Annotated in this window: 11 protein-coding genes and 3 pseudogenes; 8 read left to right on the forward strand and 6 right to left on the reverse strand. The window is 59.1% G+C overall.

From position 1 onward, the window contains the following. Positions 1-42: 42 nt before the first annotated feature. Together NKI54_RS28390 and NKI54_RS28400 are read left to right on the forward strand one after the other, a co-directional pair. The gene (locus tag NKI54_RS28390) at positions 43-195 is read left to right on the forward strand and encodes a hypothetical protein (RefSeq protein ID WP_352610245.1); all 153 of its coding nucleotides are present in this window, start codon (positions 43-45) and stop codon (positions 193-195) included. A 437-nt stretch (positions 196-632) separates the two neighbouring features. After that, a complete protein-coding gene (locus NKI54_RS28400) occupies positions 633-887 on the forward strand; it encodes a DUF982 domain-containing protein (RefSeq protein ID WP_352592120.1) in 255 nt (84 codons plus the stop codon). A 441-nt stretch (positions 888-1,328) separates the two neighbouring features. On the opposite strand, the pseudogene NKI54_RS28405 reads toward NKI54_RS28400, so the two are convergent. Next, positions 1,329-1,724: pseudogene (locus NKI54_RS28405) on the reverse strand (transposase); the annotation flags it as partial. A gap of 3 nt (positions 1,725-1,727) precedes the next feature. Then, positions 1,728-2,355, reverse strand: a pseudogene (locus NKI54_RS28410) (IS6 family transposase); the annotation flags it as partial. Between the two features lie 296 nt (positions 2,356-2,651). Here NKI54_RS28410 and NKI54_RS28415 point away from each other — a divergent pair. Next, positions 2,652-3,029, forward strand: coding sequence for a flagellar export protein FliJ (locus NKI54_RS28415; RefSeq protein WP_352451800.1), 378 nt, complete (start codon positions 2,652-2,654; stop codon positions 3,027-3,029). A 200-nt stretch (positions 3,030-3,229) separates the two neighbouring features. On the opposite strand, the gene NKI54_RS28420 is transcribed toward NKI54_RS28415, so the two are convergent. Together NKI54_RS28420 and NKI54_RS28425 are read right to left on the reverse strand one after the other, a co-directional pair. Further along, on the reverse strand, positions 3,230-5,149 hold the full coding sequence (locus tag NKI54_RS28420) for a potassium transporter Kup (protein ID WP_352509852.1): 1,920 nt from the start codon (positions 5,147-5,149) through the stop codon (positions 3,230-3,232). An 84-nt stretch (positions 5,150-5,233) separates the two neighbouring features. Then, positions 5,234-5,376 (reverse strand): annotated as a pseudogene (locus NKI54_RS28425) (IS6 family transposase); the annotation flags it as partial. A gap of 304 nt (positions 5,377-5,680) precedes the next feature. Between NKI54_RS28425 and NKI54_RS28430 the strand changes: the two are divergent. Then, positions 5,681-6,079 (forward strand): hypothetical protein, encoded by a 399-nt coding sequence (locus NKI54_RS28430; protein ID WP_352692981.1) that lies wholly within the window; start codon positions 5,681-5,683, stop codon positions 6,077-6,079. Positions 6,080-6,175: 96 nt separating this feature from the next. Next, positions 6,176-7,435, forward strand: coding sequence for a tyrosine--tRNA ligase (gene tyrS, locus NKI54_RS28435; protein WP_352692983.1), 1,260 nt, complete (start codon positions 6,176-6,178; stop codon positions 7,433-7,435). A gap of 622 nt (positions 7,436-8,057) precedes the next feature. Here tyrS and NKI54_RS28440 read toward each other — a convergent pair. Continuing rightward, positions 8,058-9,086: an IS110 family RNA-guided transposase gene (locus tag NKI54_RS28440; protein ID WP_352692985.1), complete on the reverse strand. Its 1,029-nt coding sequence runs from the start codon at positions 9,084-9,086 to the stop codon at positions 8,058-8,060. Between the two features lie 52 nt (positions 9,087-9,138). On the opposite strand from NKI54_RS28440, the gene NKI54_RS28445 reads away from it, so the two are divergent. From NKI54_RS28445 to NKI54_RS28455, 3 genes are all read left to right on the forward strand, one after another. Further along, entirely contained in the window at positions 9,139-9,420 is a 282-nt protein-coding gene (locus NKI54_RS28445) for a hypothetical protein (RefSeq protein WP_352692996.1), read from the forward strand. A gap of 1,747 nt (positions 9,421-11,167) precedes the next feature. Beyond that, positions 11,168-11,554 carry a hypothetical protein gene (locus tag NKI54_RS28450; protein ID WP_352692987.1) on the forward strand — a complete coding sequence of 129 codons (387 nt, stop codon included), beginning with the start codon at positions 11,168-11,170 and terminating at the stop codon, positions 11,552-11,554. Between the two features lie 439 nt (positions 11,555-11,993). Continuing rightward, the gene (locus tag NKI54_RS28455) at positions 11,994-12,536 is read left to right on the forward strand and encodes a DUF309 domain-containing protein (RefSeq protein WP_352517674.1); all 543 of its coding nucleotides are present in this window, start codon (positions 11,994-11,996) and stop codon (positions 12,534-12,536) included. Positions 12,537-12,605: 69 nt separating this feature from the next. Here the strand turns inward: NKI54_RS28455 and NKI54_RS28460 are convergent, their stop codons facing one another. Beyond that, positions 12,606-12,974, reverse strand: coding sequence for a hypothetical protein (locus NKI54_RS28460; protein WP_352692989.1), 369 nt, complete (start codon positions 12,972-12,974; stop codon positions 12,606-12,608). Between the last annotated feature and the right edge of the window lie 203 nt (positions 12,975-13,177).

The raw sequence follows: 13,177 nt of genomic DNA on the forward strand, positions 1-13,177 counted from the left end.
AAGGTAGCCGCTTGGGTTCTCGCTGAGGTGGGAGGCCTTCGGATGAACGTTCTGACGAACTGCCGACCCCGCAAAGTGACGGCCCATGAGCTTGTTGAACAGCTGATTTTACAAGCCCGGCGCGGCCAAATTATCATCATCTCCGTCAAAGACACTATCGCGGCGGTGCGCCGTGACGGCCACATCTGGTGGTAAGTGACTGCGAGCTGGTCACTCTTGTTGTTGATGTTGCCCCAGCCTTTGGCCTGTTCGTCGCGTTCGATCTTCGGGAATAGCCGCATGGCTCTCCACTGGTTGCCCCCGCCCAGTCTACGTCAGAACCAATACTCCCGACCGGAGCTGGCCGCAGAGAAGTCCTTCTCTAGATTCCGCCTATGGCAATCCTTTGGTTCTCACCTCCGGTGTACGTCAAGACGGAGCATGACGGCTTCCGCTACGGGGTCCACCACGTTGAGGCTGCGGCCGAGGAACTCGTCTTATGGACCAAGCGTGGCCCTAAGTGGCTAGAGGCGGAGCGCGCCTGCGTGGATGCCATGAGCGGCAAGGTGTCCCCCCAACCCCCAACAGGCCCGTGACACGTTCGAGGAGGCTGCCAAGGAGGAGGGCATGATCTTTCCTGATTAGGAGTTCTCATGGCTCGCCATTGGTTCAACCCTCCGGTCCCCGTCAAGACCGAGCGTCCAGGGGAAATCCGCAACGTCGAGAACGCCGAGACAGCCGGCGAGGAGCTGATGAAGTGGACCAGGCGTGGCCCTCGCTGGGACCTCGCGGTGCGCGTTTGCATGGCCGTGATATTCGACGAGATGGAACCTGAGGAGGCTCGTAAGGCATTCCTGGCTGCTGCAAAAGAGGAGGGGACATTACTTCCCCCAATGACAACCAGCTAACTTGAACTGCGGTAAAGGTTCTCTGACCAACACCGCCTTCGCGAAAGGAGCCCGCCGCCCGTGAGAAAGGCGACGGACCCCCACAGCGGCTGCACATCCAAGAAGAACCCGCTGCCACCTCTAAACCCGCGAGGGCCTGCGTTGTTCCTTACAACCTGGGTTGGTCGGCAGTCTGGTTCCGCTCCAATTTCCCTGTATGGCTCTCCATTGGTTCAACCCTCCAGTCTATGTCAGGAGCGACAGACCTGGCATCCGATACGGGTTAGCCACGTCGAGGGTGCCGCCGAGGAACTCATGAAGTGGACCAAGAAGGGACTAAGTGGAAGCTGGCGGTGCTGTCCTGCATCGACGCCTTTGAGGACCAAGTGTCACCCGAGGATGTCCGTAGGCCTTTGACGAGGCCGCCAAGGAGGAGGGGCATGCTCGTTCTGGAGTAGGAAGCCGCGTGATACCGCGCCGCTTGGCGACGTTCATACCCCACGCTCTGAGGCTCGACCATTTCTTGCTGAGCACAAGCAGTGAATGAGCCGCCTCATAGAGGGCCGTGCGGGCGAGCTCGTCACCGCATCGGCTCACCTTGCCCTGAAAGTCCGTCTCGCCAGATTGGTAGCGTGCCGGGATCAGACCCAGATGCGCGCCGACATCCCTCGATCGGCGAAAGCGGTCCGGCTGATCGACCGTGGCACGAAAGGCGAGCGCGGTGATGGGTCCCACACCGGGCACGGACATGAGGCGCCGGCAGACTTGCTCCTTGCGGGCGATATTGAAGACCTGCTCTGTCAGTCGCCCGAACTCGCGCAACATCGTTGCCACGATCGCCAGAAGCGGCTCGACAAGAACGTTTGGGGCGGGGCGGGACGAAGAGGTTGCGGAGGGCTGACAAGGTCGAGACGAAGCGTTGCAGGCCTCCCGGCGATCGGACCCCCTGCATCATCCGCTCCCGTTTTCGCGGCGGCACATGGGAATTCTCCGCTCTGTTGTTCAACCCCTTGTGCGACCGGTGCTCGACGTCCGGCATCACCTGTCGCTTTGCCGCTCCATACGAGCGCAGCTTGTCGGTGATCATGCGCTTCGGCGCGAGCCCCTGCTTCTTCAACAGCCGCGTCAGCAAGCGCTTGGCGGCTTTGGTGTTGCGGCGGTTTTGCACGATTTCGTCCAGCACATATCCATCCTGGTCGACGGCGCCCCACAACCAAAGCTTTTTGCCGGCGATGGTGACGACCACTTCGTTCAGGTACCAGACATCATTCCGGCACGGCGGCTTGCGGCGCAAGCAGCGAGCGTAGTTCGGCCCGAACTTGATGCCCCACCGGCGAATTGTCTCATACGAAACCACGATGCCGCGTTCCAGCAGCATTTCCTCAACCAGGCGCAGGCTCAGCGGAAACCGGAAATAAAGCCAGACCGCGTGGGCGATAAATAGGGGCGGAAATCGGGGGGGCGTGTAGCTGACGGCGGGCGTATTCATGCCCCCGGCGTCTATGTCGCAAATCTTGACGATTGGTTTGTGTGACAAGCCCGCCGCAGGTCTCAACGCGTTCATATGCAGACAATGTGAAATCGCCCTATTCCGCTTTTTTTACCGCCCCTTAAGTCCCTCGCTCGCATGCTTGTCGATGCCATTGAACTCATAGCCATCGGCCAAGGATTTGGAAAATATGTTTCCTCTCGCAGCAGAAACCGTGAGAGTCGCTGTAGGCCTAACGTTAAGGGGCTGGGAGAGAGCGGTTTGATTGGACGAAATGTGTACCGGAGTACCGAGTCATGAAGCCACGAGGTAATCTGGTCCGACTGAAGCAATTTCAGGTGAATGAGAAGCGGCGACAGTTGCAGCAGCTAGACATGATGATTGCCGATTTCGAACGCATGGCGCGAGAACTGGACTTCCAGATAAACGCCGAGGAAACGAAGGCCGGCATCTCCGATATCAATCATTTCGCTTATCCGACGTTCGCCAAGGCCGCCCGCCTACGTCGTGACAACCTCAAGAATTCGCAATCGGACCTTCTGCGGCAGAGAACCACAGCCGAGCCATGCCTCGCCGAGGCTGAAGCAGAGCTCTCCAAGGCGCAAATGCTAGAATCGCGCAGCGGCAGAGGCCACGACCTCGAACCCGGCAACCGAAGCGCCATGATCGGCTGAGCCGGACGGCTTCAGCGCGCCTCAATTCGCGACACCCGACTGGCCGTTGGCGCGTGTGTCGCCGCAGCGTGACAGCCGTCCCGGCCAGCTATCGCTGCATCAAGCCGCTGAAACTTTACAGTGCCGGGCGCGCTGCTACCTCAATTTCCTTACCGCTCAATCAATGTGACAGCACCGATTCTTCTCAACCGCGGCATGCCCTAAATCGTCACTTGCGTTCCGATCTCGACGACGCGTCCGGTCGGGATCTGGAAATACTCGGTCGCATCGGCCGCCGTGCGCGCCAGCCCGATGAACAGCTTGTCCTGCCAGACCGGCATGCCGGAATTGGGCGATGCCTTGAGCGAGCGCCGCGACAGGAAGAAGGATGTCGTCATGATGTCGAACTTCCAGCCCTGTTTGCGGCAGATCGCCAGCGCACGCGGGATGTTGGGCTGCTCCATATAGCCGAAGGTCAGCGTCACCCGCATGAACAGCTCGTTGACGGTCTCCATCTTGACGCGCTCGCTGTCGGGCACGACAGGCTGCGGCGCCGTCACCACCGAAAGGATGACGTTCTGCTCGTGCAGCACCTTGTAGTGCTTGAGGCTGTGCATCAGCGCGGTCGGCGCGCTCAGCGGATCGCTGGTCAGGAACACCGCGGTGCCCGACACCAGATGCGGCTTCTTCTTCAGCAGATTGCCGGCAAGGAAATCCAGCGGGATCTCGTTCCGGCGCGTCTTGTCGAACAAATAGCGGGTGCCGCGTATCCATGTCCACATCGCCAGCACGATGGTGAAGGCTACCGCCAGCGAAGCCCAGCCACCTTCGAACACTTTGACGATGTTCGAGGCAAAGAAGCCAATGTCGATGAACGCGAATACCACTGTCAGGGAGATGGCCAGCCAGAGCTGCCATTTCCAGATGCGGCTCATGATCACGTACAGCAGCACCGTCGTCACCAGCATGTTGCCGGTCACCGAAATGCCGTAGGCTGAGGCAAGCTTGCTGGATTCGCCAAAGCCGACCACCAGCAGCATCACCACCAACGCCAGCAGCATGTTGACGCGCGGCATGTAGATCTGGCCGGACTGTCTTTCCGACGTATGTAGGATTTCCAGGCGCGGCAGCATGTTGAGCTGCACCGCTTGCCTGGTCAGCGAGAAAGCGCCGGAGATCACCGCCTGGCTGGCGATGACGGTCGCAGCGGTGGCGAGAACGACCATCGGAATAAGCGTCCAGCCTTCGTTCATCTCGAAGAAGGGATGACCGACCACGCCGTTTTTCGCCAGCACGAATGCGCCCTGCCCGGCATAGTTCAGCAGCAGGCAAGGGAACACGATGGCCAGCCAGGCGAGCACGATGGGCTTACGGCCGAAGTGGCCGAGATCGGCATAAAGCGCCTCGGCGCCGGTGACGGCGAGGAAGATGGCGCCGATCGTCACGAAGGCGACGTCGGGTGAATTGATCAGGAACGCGACGATGTAATGCGGGCTGACTGCCAGCAGGATTTCCGGATCGGCGATGATGTGGTTGAGACCGGAAAGGCCGATGGCCAGGAACCAGACTGCCGTGATCGGGCCGAAGATCAGGGCGACGCCGCCGGTTCCAAACCGCTGTGCCGAAAACAGAATCGCCAGGATGACCAGCGTCAGCGGCACCACATAGGGCTGGAACGTCGGCGTGACGACGTTCATGCCTTCGACCGCCGACAGCACCGAGATCGCCGGCGTGATGACGGCGTCACCAAAAAACAGCGAGGCACCGACGATGCCGATGCCGAGGATCACCGCCGAGCGGGTCGGGAAACTGTTGCGCGCCAGCGCCATCAGCGACAGCACACCGCCCTCGCCGCGATTGTCGGCCCTGAGCACGAACATGATGTATTTGATGGTGACGATGATCGTCAGCGACCAGATGATCAGCGACAACACGCCGAGGATGTCGCCACGGTTGGCGACTTCGCCCCCCGACGATGCCACCAATGCCTCGCGGAAAGCATAGATCGGGCTGGTGCCAATATCGCCGTAAACCACGCCGAGTGCGCCCAGCATCAGCACCTTGGTGCTGTGCTGCTCGACCTCAGAATGGCTCGATTGTTCGACGGGTTCTGCCTCGTTACCAGCATTGGTAAGGGCCATGGACGACACTCCGATAAGCGCGCGGTGCTCTACGCTTGCTGCACTGCAATATCAAGTGCCGTCACGTAATGGCTCCGTATGCGGACCGCATTTGTTGCCCCACCGGCGGATTGCCTCATACGAAACCACGATCCCGCTCCAGCGCCATTTCCTCGACCAGACACAGGCTCAAGGGGAACCTGAAGGAGAGCCAGACCGCATGGGCGATGATCTGCGGCAGGAAACGATGGCGCTGCTTGTAGCTGACGGTCGCGATGTTCAGGCCATCGGTCTATGCCGAAAGTTAAGTTGATAACGCCTTAGCATATCTTTCTCCTGTGTGTGTCTGCCAGACGAGCGGGCGGGCACGGAAGTGGTCGCGCTCTGGCTGCCAGACATACTCGTCGAACCTGATGAAAACCTGACTTGTACACCCAGCCCAAACCGGTGCGAGGGGTCGGTCTAATACCAAAGGCTCTGAGGGCTGACTCTCTAGGGTTCCCGCCTCGATTGATCCCAAGCAGTTCGAAATGCTCGCCGCATGAGCGCCGCGTGACGATCAACCTGCCCGACCTCAGCTGGAGTTTGCGACGGAACCGGGAAATATGCCGGACCAAGCTGACTGGTGACACACGAACGCCTTATTGTCTTCCGGTCTGGCGGCAACAGTATCGGCATGACGCCAAAGCTGACCGGCTGCTGCAGCGAAGCGCAGGTGAAGCGCGTCTGGGCTCGACATCAGAAGGAAAGCGGGAAGCAGGAAATGTTGTCGCAAAAGTTGAGTTCTGCGACGGTGCAAAAGTCAGTTGCAAAATCGTCGCGACAAAGGCTCGGCAGCTCCCCGAAGTAGCCATTTCAGATTGCTTGCAGGTGCGGATAAAGTCCTTTATGCATCGGCACATGATCAAGTCCGCGCCCATCGCTGCAATCTATTATGCGACGCTTCCATAAGGAGCGGCGCGTTTCGATCATGCCTTGAAACAAGCCGCCGTCAGGCGGCTTGTTCATTGAGAGGACCCCCTGGCGGCAATACCAGGAGGATTCCCTATGGCACTTCCCGATTTATCAACCGGTCATTCCGAACCATGTTCGGCCGCTTTGAAGACGCTCATTGAGCGCGGCTATGTAAATCAAGGGACCGACCTGCCGGGTGTCGATGCCGCCTTTGAAGCAGGCGTCGTACCCGCTTACGCTGGTTTCGATGCGACGGCTGACAGTCTTCATGTCGGCCATCTTCTTCTGATCATGGCGCTTCGTCATCTTCAGCAGACTGGCCATAAACCCATCGTTCTCATTGGGGGTGGGACCACCCGCATCGGCGATCCCAGCTTCCGTTCGGACGCGCGGCCGATGCTGACGGACGAGCGGATCGCCGCCAACATTGAAGGGATCAGAAAGGTCTTTGGCCGTCTCCTTGTCTTCGGAGACGGCCCGACGGATGCCGTGATGGTGAACAATGCCGACTGGCTGGACAGCATTCGTTGGATCGACATGCTGAGAGACGTCGGCAGGCATTTCTCCGTCAATCGGATGCTCTCTTTCGACAGTGTGAAGTCGCGGCTGGAAAAGCAGGAGAATCTGAGCTTCTTAGAATTCAACTACATGATCCTCCAAGCGTTCGACTTCCTTGAGCTAACCCGCCGGACCGGTTGCCGTTTGCAGATGGGTGGAGCCGACCAGTGGGGGAACATCATCAATGGCATCGACTTGATACGGCGGACGGATGGAAAGGAAGTCTTCGGAGTGACTACGCCGCTTCTGACGACTCCTTCAGGTGTCAAGATGGGTAAGACGGCTGCCGGAGCTGTGTGGCTCAACGAAGATCGCCTTTCGCCATACGATTACTGGCAATTCTGGCGTAACACGGAAGACGCTGATGTCGTTCGGTTCCTGAAGCTTTTCACCGATCTGCCGATGGACGAGATCGAGCGATTTGGACAGGCTGAAGGAACCGAGCTAAACGCCGTCAAAGAACGTCTGGCCAACGAAGCTACGGCCCTGGCACATGGAACTAACGCCGCCAAACAGGCGGAGGCCACGGCTAGCCAAGCATTTGGGCAGGGCGAAGCCGCAGAGGGGCTACCGACGCTTCATCTAAATGACGCCGAGGGCTTGGCCGGAGTAGCCCTTGTGGATTTGCTGGTACGCGCCGGATTGACCTCCTCCAAAGGGGAAGCGCGAAGGGCGATCTCGGGACGAGGTGTGCGGATCAACGGCAACGTCGTCGAGGTGGATACAATGATATCGTCCCAAGACCTCCCGATCCGGCTTTCGCTCGGCCGGAAGCGCCACACTGTTGTGAAGTAGGGTTTCAGCAAATGCTGTCGCAGAAATTCTGCCCGCTTAGCGGATATTGCAGACATTCGCGTCGAGTTCCCTGAGGACTGTCGAGAGACATTCCTCAGGGGGTAGTTAGAGCCGGGCAAAGGCAGCAAACTGGCCGGGTGGGTGATTGGCTACTATATTGCGTGATGCATTAACATGTAGGAGGTCGAGCAGCATTGTCACGCATCCATGCGGCAATGGGCGGGCCGTTTCCTTTGATGTGATCGGCATTGACGGCGACCGCACACAAGGTGTCCACCTATTTTGGTGACGCCTCATGCATCAGAGCACTCAACAGTAAAAGGTGCGGGGAAATTCGCGCTTACTAATTAACTTCTGTGGTTGCCGTCCGTCGCGCAAGTAGCTTCTGACCTTTTTGACGTGTGATCGAGTGCGGTCTTCTGTCAGGCCTTTGCTTACGGCACTTTCAAAAGCCGCGGGCCGGTATGGTGATCTGCGGAAGGGGTCCAAATCTGCCAAACGAGCTCTACGCCCTCAGTTAATTGCTGGTTTCCCGATCCAGATCTGTTCGATCATGCGCCCATTCAGGTCGTCGACTTCTCACACCTCCTTGCCAGTCCTGGTTATTCGCGGTGGTTTCTTGTCACGCCGCCATAGCCAGAGCCGGGTTTCGATAATCTTCCTGCTTCGTCAGCATGGCCCAGATGTTCCGAGCCATCTTGTTCGCCAGTGCGATCGCCACCAGCATGCGCGGTTTCTTCGCGAGCATCCGCGAAAGCCACGATCCTTGCGCTGGCGGTTTGCGGCTCGCCCAACTCACGCGGGACATTGCGCCGATGATCAGGAGCCTGCGGATATCGGCTTGGCCAGCCTTCGACACCCGGCCGAGCCTTTCTTTCCCGCCAGAAGAGAACTGTCGTGGAACGAGGCCGAGCCAAGCAGCAAAGTCCCGACCGCATCGGAAGCTCTCCATCGCTGGCGCGAAAGCCTCGACGGCCAGGGCGATCAGCGGCCCCACACCCGGCATGGTTTGAAGTCGGCGCGCGGTTTCGCTCTGCCGAGACAGGTCAGCGAGCTTCTTCGTCTTCTCCTCGACCCGGGCCGTCTTCTCGCCGATCTGGGCCAGAAGGTCGCGGCACTCCTCCCGCACAAGCTCGGGCAGATCGATTTCAGTATTCTCGACAATGGCCTCAATGCGCTTGACGTGACCAATCCCCTGCGGAAGGACCTGCCCATATTCGTAGAGAACGGCGCGCAGAGCGTTCACCAGTTCCGTTCGCTGATGAACAATACGCTCCCGCGCCCGAAACAGAACCGCCCGCGCTTGCTGGTCAGCGGTCTTCGGCTCGACAAAGCGCATTTCAGGCTGACGGGCCGCAATGACAATTGCCTCGGCATCGGCCGCGTCATTCTTTTGTCGCTTCACGAACGGGCGCACATATTGCGGCGCGATCAGCTTGACTGCATGGCCCAGCTTGACCAGCTCGCGCGCCCAGTAATGGGCGCTGCCGCAGGCTTCCATGACGACAAGCGCCGGTGGCTGCTCTGACATGAATCGGAAGAACTGCCCGCGAGACAGTTTCTTGCGATACTTCACATCGCCTGTCATCGATGCCCCGTGAAGCTGGAAAACATTCTTTGCCAGATCAACCCCGATCATCGTAGCCTTCATCCGCCGTCCTCTCTGTTCTGTGGTCTACACCACGTCACCTTGGCACATTGCGATGCCGTTAGGGGAGGACGGCAACCACCCCATCTGCCAAGCGACAGACGTTTCGCGCGCGGATCTGCAGATCATCTTGCGGCGCGCGGCATTGATGCTCAGAAACGTCGCCGGCGTGCCGCTGGAACCGGCCACCGAGGACGCTCTCAACGCCATTGCTGCCGAAATGGAAATCGGCCGGGCGGACCTCATTCAGATCGTGCTGCGGGAATGGTTGGAAACGAACGCCTATCTGCCCGTGCGCGAAATCGATGAGGAGAATGAAACGGACGGGAGCGCGTAAATGCAAACTTCCGCGATCACGCTATGCACGGCGAAGCTGCGACTCATCTATCGCTAAGGCGCGGCGGACCTGATGGCCTGTCGTATTCGTCGATGGCCATGGTTCGAGCGATAGGAACGCGGAACGCCTCCGTCGCGCCCCGAATGTCGTCATCATATACGGCTTGTACGCGTCCCCAACTGCGGCAGCTTTCATCGGCTGCGCACTTCGCCATCCGGACTTGAGACAGTGCCGGCTCTGCTTCGGTGCAACGTCCGCGATGGCGGCTCGATTCCTGGGCCAAGACTCCATTTTCGGGCGGCAATTCCAGCACCGACCTTGACCGAGTCATGCCGCATATCTGTTGGATGTCGCATCGTCGTAGCCCCGCTAAGCCGACCAGGCCTCCCGACCGCCGGATCGATAATGATGATCGCCACTGGAGAATTGTTCTTGCTGTCGAGCGCGATGGTCTCCACCGTCTTGCCGTGCTCTATTTCCGCTCAGTCATGAGCAACGCCAGCCAGCCTGTCGACACTTTCGACGAGGTCCCGTGCCTTATCTGCATCGTGTGAAGGCTTTGTGGGTTCGCTCGGGCCGCGCCATCCCCAGCCTATCTTCCTTCACGCCCAACAGCGAAGCATCCAGTGCTAATTCGTGAAGCGTCGAGAAAACAAAATTTGACTGGCAATCAAGTTTCTGTGGCGCGACCTTTCGTGGATGCGACAGCCAAACAGCCTGACTTCCCCACTGGGAATGCTTGCTGCCTCGACCTCTCTCCGGCCGGCCGAACGCCCTTTGCGGTGCCGGCCGACACGTTCCGTGCCGGTGCCGGAGCCGAGGAGAGCCCGAGGCCTTCACCATCATCAATCCGCTATATGGGCCATGCGCTCAACAACGCGCTGCAGGACACAGGACGTGCCGTCCCACAGGGATTATTGAATCCCGTTAGGATTTAAACGCCATATCCAATCGCAGCCATCCGCTGAACGCAGCTATCGCCGTCGACGCGAACATCGAACAGAACCGACCCTGCGGTTTTTTCCGCAGCGTCAGCCACACGATCGCAGAACGGTCGATTGAGGTAACAGGCACAGCAATAATCGTGTTGGGGAACAACGGAGAACTTAGATGCGCGTCGGTAAACGGGGACACCGCCCTTTTGGTGGCGGAATTGGCTGCGTGGAATGCGTCTCCGCTGAGTGAGTGCGCATTTCGCAAAAACGGGACAGTCGTTCCGCTAAATCGCGGACATATACTCGCCACTGAATTCGCAATCTGCCGGTTCGACTGGCAGGAAGAATGTGACTCGCGAAATCGTCCAAGAATAATTCCGAGACTCCTCATTTGGTCGCCATGAGATCGCGCTCCAGTTCCGCAATGCGCACGCACTTGCCGAGCGTCGTCCTGACGCAACGCCTTGATCCATCCTCGCCCGCGCATAAGTCTTCCTGCCAACACCCAACCGAAAAGCCATGCGGATTCCTAATTTCCGGCAAGCCGAAACGCTTGTGGAAAAGAAGCGCGGCGCTCGGGAGGACGAATGAAGCGATATTACAAGGTCGTTCGTCCTATTGGCCATCTTGGGCTGTGATGTTATGGGCAATCTGTTCGAGGAGCGCTCCAACGGCTTGGGCATGCCGCGGACAAGCGAAGTAGCGCCCGCCAAGAGCGCAGTTGCGATGTAGGCATCGGGAGGGCGATTGGTGCGTGGATAGTCAGCCCTGGCCTATTGTCGATTGTGCCAGCCGGCGCGCATTTTGCAGCCATGGTGGCGCAGCATGTTGAATTGGCGTTGTTTGAGCAGTCACTCGACAATATCGAAGGCCTCCATAGGGCGTTCTGTGATCGTGTGGCTGTCGCTGCGGAGAAAACCTCAGGATCGGTTCTTTTCGATGTTCGTGTCGACGGCGATATTTGCGTTCAGCGGATGGCCGCGATTGGATATGGCGTCACCGGCACAGCAATAATCGTGATGGACAAGTACGGACAACTTAGATGCGCATCGGTAAACGGGGACACCGCCCTTTTGGTGGCAGAATTGGCTGCCTGGGATGCGTCTCCGCTGCGTGAGCAAGCGAGGGTTGACCACCGCGGAACGGCCATCATCCTGCTAGCCAAACTTCGGAGCTCTGGTCACTTCGCCCGGTTCTAGCCGGCTGAGCGCCGCTTCCTACCTTGCGGGCTAAGCAGATGGCGCGGCGGCGATGAGGCACCAGCGCGCGAATCCCCGCCAGCAGCAGCCGCTCCGCAGTGAGACCCAGCTTCGTTCCCGTCATCAAACTGCTCACGTTGAACGCCGGCGCGACTGGCTCCGGGCGGAGATCGATCCGAACTACCTTGGGGTCGCCTTCGGCCTTGCGACCGGGCTGCTGCTCGCAGAAGCAGCGTCAGTCTTCGGTGCGCGAGTAGTCGGGCTTCAAGACGGTCAAGCGCTATCGGCGTCTGCCACCGAAGACGTCCGGCGTCGTGCGTGTACGGCGGAGGCTGAAATCTCAGGGATGGAAGGACCCAGCAGCCAATGCAGGCGGTGTCCCATCAGATTCCATAGGACATGAATTGTCATCGACGTGCTTTCATGATTGCTGGGGTCGATGTCACGTCGTCGCTTGCTACCCGAAAAGAATTTCCCGGGCTACGCATACCTGCCTGGCAAACATCCGCATCCGGTTCGCGACCCGCTGGGTCACAGTTACCAAAGCGACCCGGTGACCGTTGTTGCCGTCGAGGAATCACTCAGCTCAAACGGGTTCCGATGGGGTATCGACCTGTTCAATCACGGTTATTACTGGGAAGCCCATGAGGCTTGGGAGCCTCTTTGGCACGCTGCGAAACAAAGCACTCAGCATCGCCTTTTGTTCAAGGGATTGATCCTGTTGGCGGCGGCCGGGGTGAAAATCCGCGAGGGAAAGCGGGTCGCTGCCGCGCGCCATGCGGCGAGAGCTGCAGCGCTTTTTCGTCGGGTGGCGCCTCTGCCGAGCCGGCCCTTTGAGGCCGCACTCGGAATGACACCTGCCAAGCTCGCGGTACACGCCGAAACGGCCACAACTTTCCCGGCTGTTTTGCGAGAGCCGATGCCTGGCCAGCCTGAGCCCGTTTTCGATTTCATTCTCGCCCCTAAATCCGAGGGCGTCTGATAGGCAAGTGCACTGCCGGCCCGTCATGGACAGTTCGACAAGGGCAGCTTCAATCCTGGTGCGGTTGACCTACGGCACAGCCCGGCGCTGGCGGAGCACCCATGGCAGGCGCCGCTTCCATCGTTCACCTCTCGCCAAAGCAACATCTTTCTGCCGCCGCTTTTTCTGGCGGGTCCGTCTGTCTTCAGTCGGTGGGTTCGATGCCTTCGGAACCGGCGCTTTCTCAACCGTCGGCTGCTTAGGAAGCGATCCGTCGGGCATGATCACCTCCTTGCCGTCGGGTACCGCTTCACCAACGGTGGCCATGGGCCGAGAACGGATATCTTCACAAGGAAAAATCGGCACTTCAGCGATCGCACCTTCAGTCTTCGCTTCCGCGATATCGTTCGCGATGGCGGCCAGGTCGATGCCGCCCCAGATTGACTGTGGCCGCTTCATGAGCCCACGCTTCTGTTTGATCTCGACGACAAAAGGGTATCCATCCGGCGTGTCGCGCCTTGTTCGGGTGATGAACGAGTGGTCTTAAGCGTGCTCTTATGGTAAGCGCGAATTTCCCCGCACCTTTTGCTGTTGAGTGCTCTGATGCATGAGGTGTCCACCAAAATAGGTGGACACCTTGTGATGGAAGAAGATGAGCAGAA

It is taken from the genome of Mesorhizobium sp. M0663 (genome assembly GCF_040320585.1).
GTDB lineage: Bacteria > Pseudomonadota > Alphaproteobacteria > Rhizobiales > Rhizobiaceae > Mesorhizobium.